Raw genomic sequence first — 13,312 nt, forward strand, 5'->3', positions numbered from 1 at the left:
TGCACCTCCTGACATAAATTGCTTTAATATTGTAACAAAAACTTTTTAGGAATGCAATATAAAATACATACACTATTTTTAAAAAATAGGATATAATACGATTTGTTGGAGGTTATTTATGAAAAATATACGTGTAGCTTTTATGGGAACACCGCAAATTGCGGCAACGTTATTAGAAAATATAATTCAATCTAAAATTGAAGTGGGACTGGTTGTGACTCAACCTGATAAAAAAAGAGGGAGAAAACAGGTACTGGTATTCAATGAAGTAAAAAAAGTAGCTGTAGAAAATGGTATAGAAGTCTTTCAGCCAGTTTCAATCAAAAAAGACTTCCAAAAATTAATTGATTTTAAACCAGATATAATTATTACCTGTGCTTATGGACAGATTGTTCCAGAAGAGGTATTAAACTGTTGTCCACTAGGATGTGTAAATTTACATGGTTCATTACTTCCTTCTTATCGAGGAGGTGCTCCAATTCAAAGAGCTATCTGGAATGGAGATAAAATCAGTGGAATGTCGCTTATGAAAATGGTACGTCAAATGGATGCTGGACCTGTTTTAGATGTAGAAGAAGTTGAAATACAGGACGATGATAATTCCACTTCTATTTTTGAAAAAATGGCTATAGCAGCATCTGATTTGCTGATCAGACAATGGGATACTTTAACAAGTGGAGAGGCACAATTTATTGAACAGGATCCATTAAAAGTTAGTTTTGCTCCGATTATTAAAAAAGAAGAAGAAAGAATCAATTTAAGTCAAAGCGATCTTCAAATCCGTAATCAGATTCGAGCATTATCATATGAACCTGGAGCGTATGTCATGGTCAAAAATAAAAAATTTAAAATTTTAAAAGCACATTATAAAGAATGTACAGTTGATCAGCCATTTACATTTACTGGATTGGTGGAAGGTTTCTTTGGTTTAAATCTAAAAGAAGGAATCCTGTTAATTGAAGAATGTCAAATGGAAGGAAAACCGGTATTAAAAGGAAAAGATTTCTACAATGGAATGGGAAGAAATCTTGTTGGATACATTCTTGAATAATCTTTATTTTCTGATAGAATGTTAAAACAATAAGGAGGTATTTATGGATCAGTCACACATTCGAAATTTTTCCATTGTAGCTCATATCGATCATGGAAAATCCACTTTAGCCGATCGAATTCTGGAATTGACCGATACGGTTGAAAAAAGGGAAATGGTCAGTCAGATGCTGGATACAATGGATCTGGAAAGAGAAAGAGGAATTACAATCAAATTAAATGCAGTACAGCTGATTTATCATGCGAAGAATGGTGAAGACTATCTGTTTCATTTAATAGATACACCAGGGCATGTTGACTTTTCCTATGAAGTATCTCGGTCTCTGGCTGCCTGTGAAGGAGCTGTTCTGGTCGTGGATGCAGCTCAGGGGGTACAGGCTCAGACTTTAGCCAATGTTTATCTGGCTTTAGACAATGATCTGGAAATTCTTCCGGTACTGAATAAAGTGGATCTGCCAAGTGCTCAACCGGATGTAGTTAAAGAGGAAATTGAAAATCTGATTGGTTTAGATTGTTCCCAGGCAGTAGAAATCAGTGCAAAGTCCGGTTTAAATGTGGATAAAGTACTGGAAGAAATTGTAGATAAACTTCCAGCTCCTTCAGGAGATGCAAATGCACCTTTACAGGCACTGGTATTTGATTCCTTTTATGATTCTTATCGGGGAATAATAGCCTTTGTATCTGTAAAAAATGGCGTATTAAAACCAAAAGATAAAATACGATTTATGGCTACTGGAGCAGAATATGAAGTCATTGAAGTGGGAGTAAGAACACCGAAGGAAGTCATAAAAGACCAGCTGACAACAGGAGAAGTTGGCTGGATCAGTGCAGCTATCAAAAATATAGAAGATGTACGAGTTGGGGATACGATCACACATGTAAATACACCAGCCAAAGAACCATTAAAAGGATATCGGGAAATGAATCCAATGGTTTACTGTGGCTTATATCCTGTGGATAACGCAAGATATGATGATTTAAAAGAAGCTTTATCAAAATTAAAATTAAACGATGCTTCTTTACAGTTTGAACCAGAAACATCTCAGGCATTAGGATTTGGCTTCCGTTGTGGCTTTTTAGGATTACTGCATATGGATGTAGTGGAAGAACGACTGGAAAGGGAATTTAATCTGGATCTGATCGCAACTTCTCCTTCTGTTATTTATCATGTATTTAAAACCGATGGAACAATGGAGGCCATTGACAATCCAGCCGCTTTACCACCAGCACAGAACATTGATCACATTGAAGAACCATATGTCAGTGCAGAAATAATGGTTCCCAAAGAATATGTAGGGGCTATGATGGATCTTTGTCAGAAAAAAAGAGGAGAATATGTCGATCTTCAGGTTTTAGATGATATTCGCATGTTAATGAAATATGAACTTCCGTTAAGTGAAATTATTTTTGATTTCTTTGATAAGATGAAATCCTGTACAAAAGGATATGCTTCTTTAGATTATGAAATCAGTGGTTATCGCGAAAGTAAACTTGTTAAAATGGATATTTTATTAAATGGACAGATTATTGATGCCCTGAGTACGATAGTCTATAAAGATTTTGCGTATCATAGAGGAAATGCGATGACCATTAAATTAAAGGAAATTATTCCGAAACAACAGTTTGAAATTCCTGTACAGGCAGCCATCGGTGGGAAAGTTATTGCTCGAACAAATATTAAGGCTTTGCGAAAAAATGTACTGGCAAAATGCTATGGAGGAGACATTTCCCGTAAGAAAAAATTATTAGAGAAACAAAAAGAAGGAAAGAAACGTATGAAGATGGTAGGCTCTGTTGAAATTCCACAGGAAGCCTTCATGGCTGTTCTTTCAATGGATGAAGACTAGTATGAATCTTTATGTGCATCTTCCATTTTGTGATCATATTTGTTTCTATTGTGATTTTAAAAGAAAAGTATCCATTTCCAAAAAAGAATATATAGATGCTTTATATAAAGAATTTACATCTTTAAATATAGATTCAATTGATACGCTTTATTTTGGTGGAGGAACACCCAGTTCACTATCTATAGATGAATTAAAACAGATTGGTAACTGGTTTATTCCATATTTATCTAAAGATTATGAATGGACCATTGAATGCAATCCAGATTCACTGACTAAAGATAAAATCATTTTATTTAAAGAAATGGGAGTCAATCGCATCAGTTTAGGTGTACAAAGCTTTCAGGATGAATTATTACAGAAAATAGGAAGACACCATTCAAGTTTTGATGTATATCGATGTATAAATGATTTAAGAGAATGTGATTTAAAAAATATATCCATTGATTTAATATATGCTTTACCCAATCAGACATTAAAACAGGTACAAAACGATGTGAATATATTTTTATCCTTACAATTGCCACACTGTTCAATATATTCTTTACAGATTGAAGAAAATTCTGTCTTTGGAAAACAGCATTTAAAACCAGCAGACCAGGATTTGGAAGCGGATATGTATGATTGTATCTGTCAGACTTTAAAGGGTTATCATCATTATGAAATATCCAGTTTCTGTTTAAATGGATATGAATCAAAACACAATCTGGTTTACTGGTCGGATAAAGACTTTACTGGAATTGGATGGGGCTCTTCGGGAAAAGAAAAGGGTATACGATACGATCATGCCTCAAATTATAATGATTATCTTTTGGATCCACTAAAAAGATATTTCATTGAAACCACTAAGGAAGATTTGATGTTTGAAGCCATTATGATGTCTTTAAGAACGACTTTTGGATTAAATGTAAAACAGTTTAATGAAAAGTATAAAATAGATTTTTATGAATGTTACAAAAAAACAATTCAAAAATATCAAAACTATTTTATTCAGTCAAAAGATTCTCTTGTTTGTACACAAGAAGGAAGAAATATTTTAAATACAATTCTTATTGATTTTTTAGAATAAAATTGTTAAAATGAATGAGCTTTTGTACTGAGAGTATGGAAACTCCGACCTTATTCACGGTAGAAAAGGACAAAAATACAGGAGGAAAGAAAAAATGTTATTAAAATCTGAAAAACAGGCAATCATGAAAGAATATGCTCGTCATGAAGGAGATACAGGTTCTCCAGAAGTACAGATTGCGGTATTAACTGCACAGATCAATCGTTTGACTGAGCACTTCAAAGAACACAAACATGATTATCATTCACAGCGTGGATTGATGAAAATGGTTGGACGTCGTAAAGCTATGTTAAACTACTTAAAAGATGTAGATTACGATCGTTACAAAGAATTAATTGCTAAATTAGGATTAAGAAAATAATCGAGAAATCGATTATTTTTTTTATTATAGTTTTATTTTAGATTGGTTTGTGTTAAGATTTAAAATGTCGAAAAATGAGGTGAAAAATGATGAAACAAGTGTTTCAATTTGATTTCTGTGGTCGGGGGATCACAGTCGAAACTGGTGAAATTGCAAAACAGGCAGATGGAGCGGTCATTATTCGTTATGGAGATACCGTTACAATTTCTACAGCCTGTGCATCGAATCAGGCAAAAGAAGGGATTGACTTTTTCCCTTTAACGGTTAGTTTTGAAGAAAAGTTATATTCTGTTGGTAAGATCCCAGGTGGATTTTTACGTCGTGAAGGAAGACCAAGTGAACACGCAACATTAACAGCGCGTATGATCGACCGTCCAATTCGTCCTTTATTTGCAGAAGGATTCAGAAACGAAGTTCAGGTCGTAAATACAGTATTAAGTGTGGATCAGGATTATTCTCCTGAAATGGCTGCTATGTTTGGGGCTTCTCTGGCATTATGTATTTCGGATATTCCATTTAATGGACCTATTGCTGGAGTAAAGGTTGCTCGAGTAAATGGAACGCTGATTGCCAATCCGACTGTAAGCCAGCAAGAACAAAGTGATATTGATTTAACAGTAGCTGGAACAAAATATGCTTTAAACATGGTGGAAGCAGGAGCAAAAGAAGTATCCGAAGAAGATATGCTGGAAGCTTTGATGTTTGGACATGAGCAGATTAAAAAATTGTGTGAATTCCAGGAAAGTGTCGTTCAGGCATGTGGAAAAGAAAAACGTGAAGTAGAATTATATAGTGTAGATGAACAGCTGGATAAAGAAGTTCGTTCTGGATTTGAAAAAGCCATTCGTGAAGCTGTTTCCATTAAAGAAAAACTGGAACGATATGGAAAAATTGATGAATTGACAGAACAGGCTGTTGCAATGATCGAAGCGAAAGAATACGACAGTGAAAAAGATAAAAATGAAGCTATCAAACAGACTCGTGAAATCTGCAGAGGAATTGAAGCGGATGAAGTACGTCGTTTGATCATCGAAGATAAAATTCGTCCGGATGGAAGAAAAATTGATGAAATTCGTCCATTGAATTCTCAAGTGGATCTGTTACCTCGAGTACACGGTTCAGCATTGTTTACTCGTGGAGAAACACAGGTATTGTCAACAACAACATTAGGTGCTTTAAATGACAATCAGATTATTGATGATTTAACGGTTGTGGAATCTAAACGTTTCATGCATCATTATAATTTCCCTCCATACTGCGTAGGGGAAACAGGACGTATGGGAACACCAGGACGTCGTGAAATTGGACATGGTGCTTTAGGAGAAAGAGCATTGGCACAGGTAATCCCATCACTGGAAGAATTCCCTTATACAATTCGTACGGTTGCCGATGTTATGGAATCCAATGGTTCTTCTTCTCAGGCAAGTATCTGTGCAGGAACTATGTCATTAATGGCTGCCGGAGTTCCGATCAAGGCTCCTGTTGCAGGTATAGCCATGGGACTGATCATGAATGATGAAACGGGTCAATACACTGTATTAACCGATATTCAGGGTATGGAAGATCATTTTGGAGATATGGACTTCAAAGTAGCAGGAACTACAAATGGTATTACCGCTTTACAGATGGATATTAAAACTACAGGTATTACTCGTGAAATTTTTGAGGAAGCTTTACAGCAGGCCCACAAAGCTCGATTAGAAATCTTAGACAATATGTTAGCCTGCATTCCTGAACCAAGAAAAACAGTTAGCCAGTACGCTCCTAAAATTGGTATGATGCAGATCAATCCAGATAAGATCAAAGATGTAATCGGACCTGGTGGTAAGATGATCAATGAAATTATTGCACAATGCGATGATGTTAAAATTGATATTGATGATGATGGAAAAGTTGTAATTTATCATATGAATCAGGAAACAATTGATAAAGCAAAAGACATGATCTATGGAATTGTTAGAGAAGCAAAAGTTGGAGATGTTTATGCGGCAAAAGTTGTTCGTATTGAAAAATTTGGTGCTTTTGTGAACCTGTTTGGAAATACAGATGGGCTTCTTCATGTCTCAAAAATTTCTCATAATCGAGTAGAAAAAGTCGAAGATGTATTATCAGTAGGTGATATCATTGATGTAAAAGTTATGGAAATTGACAATAAAGGACGCATTAATGTCAGTGCAAAAGCATTGCTTCCTAAATTAAAGAAAGAAGATGCAGCTCAATAAGGATATCATTCGATATCCTTTTTTGTAATCATTCTACCCTATTGAATAAAATAATGATAAAATAGTACAAAGGAGTGTGTTTTATGGACTTTTTAAAATATGCAAAAGAAAAACAAGAAGATTTTTTAACTGATTTGAATAAATTAGTAGAAATTGAATCGGTTCGAGACCTTTCAACAAAAAAAGAAAAGGCTCCATTTGGAGATAACTGTCGTAAAGTTTTGGACGTCATGCTGGATATGGCCAGGGCGGATGGTTTTTCTACAAAAGATATAGATGGATATGCAGGAGTCATTGAATATGGGGATAATGAAGAAACATTTGGTGTATTAGGACATCTGGATGTTGTTCCATTAGGAGAAGGCTGGAGCAAAGAACCACTAAAAGTGACATATAATGATGGGTATGTATTCGGTCGTGGAGTTATGGATGATAAAGGTCCTGCTTTAGCTGGATATTATGCATTAAAACTTATTAAAGAATTAAATATACCATTAAAGAAAAAAGTGATGCTGATCATGGGATGTGATGAAGAATCAGGAATGGAATGTATGAAATATTATTGTAAACATGCACAAATTCCTGATATGGGCTTTGTACCGGATGCCAATTTCCCTTGTATTTATGGAGAAAAAGGGGGATTACATATCGAATTATCTTCTCATGATAAAACGGTTCTGAAAAAAATGGATGCAGGACAGGCACCTAATATTGTCATTGGAAAAGCGGATGCATATGTTGAATCTATGAGCGAACAGCAGGAAGCTTTATTCAGATTCTATTGCCAATCAAATCAGATTCAGGGAAGCGTTGAAAGAAATGAATGGGTAAAAATTCATATTGATGGACAGTCTTCTCATGCAGCCTGGCCTTATAAAGGAAACAATGCGGCTTTACATATACTGAATTTTATTGGTACTGCCTATAATGATTCTCTTTGTAAAGACTATTATTCTTTATTAAAAGACTGGATGGGTCAACCTGTTGGAATTGATATGGAAGGAGCCTATATGTCCTTTTTAACAATGAGTACAGGTTTTGTGAATTTTGATGAAAAAGGAAGTCGTGTATTAATTGATATTCGTTATCCAAATGATACAAATGGAGATGAAATCACAAAGAAATTTGAAAAAGCTGTTTCTTTGAAAACATCAAATATCAAAGTCACAAATAAATCGGATTCTAAACCATTGTTTGTGGATCCAAATTCTAAGCTGGTTACCGATTTAATGGATGTTTATCGCAAATATACAAACGATACATTCCATGGTCCAATGACCATTGGTGGAGGAACTTATGCCCGTCATTTTGAAAATTTCGTATCCTATGGTCCTGAAAAACCATGGGAAGAAATTGAAACAGCTCAAATTGTAGGAGGATGTCACCAGGCGGATGAAGGAATGAAATTATCTTCCCTGATTGAAGCCATTGCGATTTATGCAGATGCAATTGTGACATTGTGCAGCTGATATGAGAATGAGAAAAGTAAAATGGGCTGTGGATTATTTAACACAGAGCCCTCATCTTGTTTTAGAACCACAGACATTAAAAGGAAAATGGAAAGACTATTTAAAAGTAGATTCTTTGCATGTTGAAATTGGTTGTGGAAAAGGGAATTATTCATTAGAAATGTCCAATATGTATCCAGATCAGGGTTATGTGGCAATTGAAAAAAATGAAAGTGCTGCTGGAATGGCTGTTAAGAAATTTGATGAAAATGAAGGCAATGGACATCTGGCTCTGATTCAGAAAGATGCCAGTGATATTTTATCCTGGTTTGAAATAGGAGAAGTGGATGTCATTCATCTAAACTTTTCCGATCCATGGCCTAAAAAAAGATACGCAAAGCGTAGATTGTCCTCTAAATCTTTTCTGGATCAGTATAAAACCATATTAAATAAATCAGGACAGATTCAAATGAAAACAGACAATGCTTCTTTATTTGAATATTCAGTTCTTGAATTTGAAAATAATGGATTTAAAATGATAGAATTCAGTGTAGATTATCGAAGGGAAACACATAATGAAGATGTTTTAACCGAATATGAAGAAAAATTTGTAAAGAAAAATCAGCCGATTTATCGATGTGTATGGGAAAAAATATGAAAACGATACATACTGTAAAAGAATTTAATGAAATATGTCAGAACAATGGAATTCAGGTATTTTTATTCACCACAAAATGGTGTGGAGACTGTATATATATAAAACCATTTTTACCTTCCATTGAAAAACAATTTGATCAAATGAATTTTTATGAATTGGATCGTGATGAATGTATGGAATTGGCTCAAAAAATGGGCATTATGGGGATTCCGAGTTTTGTCTGCTATAAAGATGGAAAAGAAATATCACGATTTGTTTCAAGTTTACGTAAAACCAAAGAAGAAATTGTTGCTTATCTGAAGGATACGTTAAGGGAGGCTTAGAATATGTCAAAAGTAAAAGATTTAATGCATGCGATTTTAAATGAAGGCATCGAAGACGAAGAAGAAATAGTAGAAGAAGAAAAAGAAGAGCTGCAGGAAAACAAAGTGGATCAACAGCCAACTTTTGTTGAACCTAAAATAAAACCTGTGGAAGACAATACGATGATTGCTGATTTCTTACTGGATAAAAAAGAAGAGAAACCTGTAAAGAAAGCCAGTATTTTTGATGGAATGGATGTTGATGAAATTTCTTCACAAATGCCTGGAAAGAAGACAAAAAAGAAAGAATATCATTACGATCGTTCAAAATTAAAACAGCGTAAAACACAGGAAGATTATGATTATTCCCCTGTTATTTCTCCAATTTTTGGAAATACCAAAGAGGAAGCAAAGCGTTTTGATAAAGTTCACAATGCGATTGAGCTGCAGAAACCAGCCGATGATTTTTCTTTCACAAAAGTAATTTCACCAATGTATGGAAATGACATTCCTTCTCCAAAACCAGTGGAACAGATTCCAGTTAAAAAACCAAATACAAAAAAAAACAATGAGTATACATTAAAAGAAATGTTATCCACACCTGAAAAGAAAGATACGAAACAAAATTCATTGTTTGAACAGGAATAGGAAGTGATCAACGTGGCGTATCATTTTATTGGTATCAAAGGAACAGGAATGGCAGCTCTAGCCTGTATACTTCATGATCAGCATAAAGAAGTTACAGGGTCGGATATTGAAAAATATATATTTACTCAGGAAGGTCTGGAAGAAAGAAATATTCCTTTTACTTCATTTGACGAAAAAAACATTCATGACGGTGATACAGTAATTATTGGTTTAGCGTTTGATCAAAGCAATGTTGAAGTACAGGCTGCTTTTAATAATCCAAATGTAAAATGTTATTACTATAATGAATATCTTGGAGTTCTGCTTGAAGACTATACATCGGTATGTGTAGCAGGATGTCATGGAAAAAGTACGACAACTGGTTTACTGTCCAGTGTTCTTCAAAAACATGAAGAAACGGCATTTCTGATTGGCGATGGACATGGGTTCATGCCAGAAGATGCGAAAAATTTTGTTTTGGAATCCTGTGAATTTCAAAGACATTTTTTAGCTTATCATCCGGATTATGCCATCATTACCAATATTGAACTGGATCATATTGATTATTATAAAGATATTAATGATTATGTCAGTGCTTATCAGTCTTTTGTAGATCAGGTTAAGAAAAAAGTTGTTGTTTATGGAGACGATCCATATTTGCCACACTTACATTATAAAGTCCCTTATGTGACATATGGATATAAAGAAGGAAACGATTATATTGCGAAAAATATCAGACAGGGACAGTTCGGTATGATATTTGACTGTTATCACAAAGATGAATTTTTATGTCACATCGAATTAAATGAAGTAGGCGATCCATTCTTACAGGATGCATTGGGTACGTTTGCTCTAGCTTATGAAATGGGTTGTGATGTGGATGAAATTCTGGAAGGATTACAGGAATATAAAGGAATCGCAAGACGATTTGTGATTGAAGAAGTAAAGGACAGTGTATTAATAGATGATTATGCACACCATCCAACTGCTATTCGATACATGATTGATTCCGCTAGAAAAAAATATCCAGATAAAAAAGTAGTAGCTCTGTATAAACCCGATCGTTATTCAAGACTGCAATATTTTTTAGATGATTTTGCGAAAAGCTTAAATACAGCCGATCAGGTTATATTATGTGATTTTCCGAAGAATGCGAAAAGAGAAGATGAAACCATCACGGTTACGATACAGGATCTGCTGCAACGATGTCCAAATGGTAAATTACTGGATGTGGATGAACCTTCAGCTGAAATCCTAAAGACTATGTGTCCAGCGGTATTTGTTTTTATGTCCAGTAAGGATATTTACTTATTAAAAGATATGTTAAAAGAAAAGATAGAAAAATAATCTATCTTTTTTCATTTCTGAAAATTTTTTCAAAATAAATAGGTAAAAACAATAGAAAGTGTTATAATCTAATTGAGGTGAAAATTATGACGATGGAACAATTATTATATATGGTCTCTTTCATTGCCAAATGTCTTCTCCCTGTATTAGGTGTTGTATTACTCGTATATATTATTTTATTTGTAAAAGAACTTATTATCACTTTAAAAGAAGTAACAAAAACATTGTCCACTGTTGATGAACAAGTGAAAAAACTGGATGCACCTTTAAAAACAGCAGAAGATCTTTCTCATACCGTTGACCAGTTGCACGAAGGAGCAAAACAGACATGTAAAAAAGTAGTCGATAATACAAAAGAAAGTGTTTCAAATATTAGATCATTTGTCAATGAAAATAAAGGATCTTGGAAAGAAGCAATTCATTTAAAAATGGAAGGATTAAAAAATAGAGTCAAAGAGGATCCAAGCAATGAGTCTGAATCTTGATGAAGTAGTCTGTCAGCTTCAAAAAGAAGCGCTGGAAGATCTGAATTCTCTATATGAAAAAGACAATTTAAAAAATATTAAAGTCATTAAAGAATCAAAACGTAAATTATATTCCATTTTTGAAGAAATGAATCGAAGCATTCATCAGTTAAACGAAGACCAGACAAAACTTATGGTAATTAAATCTAAACAGGAGCTGATTCGAATCCTGTATGAAACAAAAGAAAAAACAATGTTGTTGTCTGAAAATGACGCATTTGATAATCATAAAGAATTTTTATCCAATACATCGCGATATATTCAGTATGGCTATATAACAAAATAGAATTTAAGAAAAGGAGGAAGAAAAATGAAACGTATTACAATATATGATGTCGCAAAAGAAGCCGATGTATCTTTAGCAACTGTAAGTCGTGTAATCAATGACAGCAATGTTGTTCGCGAAGACACACGCATCCGTGTACAGCAGGCAATAGAAAAACTAGGATATAAACCCAATGCGATTGCTCAAGGTTTAGCTTTATCCAAGACAACAACAATTTCCATTGTTATGTCAGAAAGACTGATTTCTTACAATGCGAAAATATTAAATGGATTGATGAATATCGCAAGTACATATCACTATAATATAATGTTTCATGTAATCTCTAAAGGAATTAATGAGATGAGTGATATTGTAGAATCCATTATAAAAAGTCATGTAGATGGTGTAATCTTATTTAATGATGATTTTACACAGGATGAAATGGAAGCTTTACTGGTTTACCAAATTCCAATTGTTATTGTTGGAAGTAAAATTCATAAAACAGATTTGCCAAATGTAGCCAATGTTTATGTGGATTTTGAAAAATTGGCTTATGATCTGGTCAATTCCTATTTTGATAAAGGAATTACTGATATTTCTTTAGTTGAAGATAAGTTAAATATGTATATGATGAATCGTTTGAAACAGGGATTTGAAAAAGCTTATCGTGACAAAGGTATGGAATTTACAAACTATATTTCTTTTGATGATTCTTATAAAAATTCGTATATCTATTTATCAAAATTCTTTAAAAAGAATAAACCAAGTCAATTGATTGTCTCTTTTAGAGACTCTCAGGCAGTTGCTGTAATGAATTCATTAAAAGAAGCAGGATATTCTATACCAGAAGATTCAGAATTGATCTGCATTCTGAATAATAAATATTTGACTATGGTAAGACCAAATATTTCTGCATATTCTTTACCAGAATATGATATGGGTACTATTGCGATGCGTTTGCTGCAGAAAATGTTAATGGAACAGAACAGTGGAAAACCTAGATTTATTGAACAGAGTTTTTCCTTTATTCCAAGACAAACAACAAAGTGACATTAGAGTCACTTTTTTTATTTCACTAAAGTTATAATAGCGTAAAGAGTATTCAATTAATCTTTGATTAATAAAAGTATTGTGAAATATACAATTATAATGATTATGAGAAAATTAAAAAAATAGGTATTTAAATATGTAGTAATGCTGAGTTCAAATTTCTTTTCTATAATTATAAATTTATTATATTTTAGGTAATGAATATTTTTTGTGAAATCTTAATGTGTTTTAAATAGATATAAAAAGCTATTCATTAAAATTTACAAATAAAAAAAGTACTTCACACAACCGATATGTCAAAATATGTTTATAGATTATTATATGAATTGACTATAATAAAAATTAAGGAATTAATCATATGCATTCTTCTTTGTCTTCTATGACGATAACAATAATTGTTTGTTCAATTTTAATTGTCTTAAATCAAATTATTTTAATCCAAAAGTTTAAATTTTAGAGTGGATATGCCTGTTGTATTAATGGCAGTAAATATTTGCGAGTATTATTTCTGTTTGAATATACATTTACTTTTACAATCTATGCAG

At 33.3% G+C, this 13,312-nt stretch carries 13 protein-coding genes; all 13 read left to right on the forward strand.

The window, feature by feature from the left end:
- Positions 1 to 118: 118 nt before the first annotated feature.
- The 13 genes from fmt to FYJ50_RS00460 all read left to right on the forward strand — a co-directional run bounded on the left by fmt (position 119) and on the right by FYJ50_RS00460 (position 12,767).
- Entirely contained in the window at positions 119 to 1,051 is a 933-nt protein-coding gene (gene fmt, locus FYJ50_RS00400) for a methionyl-tRNA formyltransferase (RefSeq protein WP_154459062.1), read from the forward strand.
- Between the two features lie 43 nt (positions 1,052 to 1,094).
- Complete coding sequence (gene lepA / locus FYJ50_RS00405; RefSeq protein ID WP_154459063.1) at positions 1,095 to 2,897, forward strand: translation elongation factor 4; 1,803 nt, start codon at positions 1,095 to 1,097, stop codon at positions 2,895 to 2,897.
- Between the two features lies 1 nt (position 2,898).
- Entirely contained in the window at positions 2,899 to 3,963 is a 1,065-nt protein-coding gene (gene hemW, locus FYJ50_RS00410) for a radical SAM family heme chaperone HemW (protein ID WP_235900893.1), read from the forward strand.
- A 94-nt stretch (positions 3,964 to 4,057) separates the two neighbouring features.
- Positions 4,058 to 4,324 (forward strand): 30S ribosomal protein S15, encoded by a 267-nt coding sequence (gene rpsO / locus FYJ50_RS00415; RefSeq protein WP_154459065.1) that lies wholly within the window; start codon positions 4,058 to 4,060, stop codon positions 4,322 to 4,324.
- An 86-nt stretch (positions 4,325 to 4,410) separates the two neighbouring features.
- A complete protein-coding gene (gene pnp / locus FYJ50_RS00420) occupies positions 4,411 to 6,546 on the forward strand; it encodes a polyribonucleotide nucleotidyltransferase (protein WP_154459066.1) in 2,136 nt (711 codons plus the stop codon).
- 83 nt (positions 6,547 to 6,629) lie between these two features.
- Positions 6,630 to 8,015: a dipeptidase PepV gene (gene pepV, locus FYJ50_RS00425; protein WP_154459067.1), complete on the forward strand. Its 1,386-nt coding sequence runs from the start codon at positions 6,630 to 6,632 to the stop codon at positions 8,013 to 8,015.
- 7 nt (positions 8,016 to 8,022) lie between these two features.
- Positions 8,023 to 8,652 (forward strand): tRNA (guanosine(46)-N7)-methyltransferase TrmB, encoded by a 630-nt coding sequence (gene trmB / locus FYJ50_RS00430; protein ID WP_320860146.1) that lies wholly within the window; start codon positions 8,023 to 8,025, stop codon positions 8,650 to 8,652.
- Positions 8,649 to 8,975, forward strand: coding sequence for a thioredoxin family protein (locus tag FYJ50_RS00435; RefSeq protein ID WP_154459069.1), 327 nt, complete (start codon positions 8,649 to 8,651; stop codon positions 8,973 to 8,975). The genes trmB and FYJ50_RS00435 overlap by 4 nt, the downstream gene beginning before the upstream one ends.
- Before the next feature lie 3 nt (positions 8,976 to 8,978).
- Positions 8,979 to 9,602, forward strand: a complete 624-nt coding sequence (locus FYJ50_RS00440) for a hypothetical protein (protein WP_154459070.1) — start codon at positions 8,979 to 8,981, stop codon at positions 9,600 to 9,602.
- Between the two features lie 12 nt (positions 9,603 to 9,614).
- Entirely contained in the window at positions 9,615 to 10,928 is a 1,314-nt protein-coding gene (locus FYJ50_RS00445) for a UDP-N-acetylmuramate--L-alanine ligase (protein WP_276983810.1), read from the forward strand.
- A gap of 86 nt (positions 10,929 to 11,014) precedes the next feature.
- The gene (locus FYJ50_RS00450; protein ID WP_154459071.1) at positions 11,015 to 11,413 is read left to right on the forward strand and encodes a hypothetical protein; all 399 of its coding nucleotides are present in this window, start codon (positions 11,015 to 11,017) and stop codon (positions 11,411 to 11,413) included.
- Positions 11,397 to 11,738: a hypothetical protein gene (locus FYJ50_RS00455; protein WP_154459072.1), complete on the forward strand. Its 342-nt coding sequence runs from the start codon at positions 11,397 to 11,399 to the stop codon at positions 11,736 to 11,738. Before FYJ50_RS00450 ends, FYJ50_RS00455 begins: the two co-directional genes overlap by 17 nt.
- Positions 11,739 to 11,762: 24 nt before the next feature.
- Positions 11,763 to 12,767 (forward strand): LacI family DNA-binding transcriptional regulator, encoded by a 1,005-nt coding sequence (locus FYJ50_RS00460; protein WP_154459073.1) that lies wholly within the window; start codon positions 11,763 to 11,765, stop codon positions 12,765 to 12,767.
- The last annotated feature ends 545 nt before the right edge of the window (positions 12,768 to 13,312 follow it).

The sequence above is a fragment of the Floccifex porci genome (genome assembly GCF_009696175.1).
GTDB classification, from domain to species: domain Bacteria; phylum Bacillota_I; class Bacilli_A; order Erysipelotrichales; family Erysipelotrichaceae; genus Floccifex; species Floccifex porci.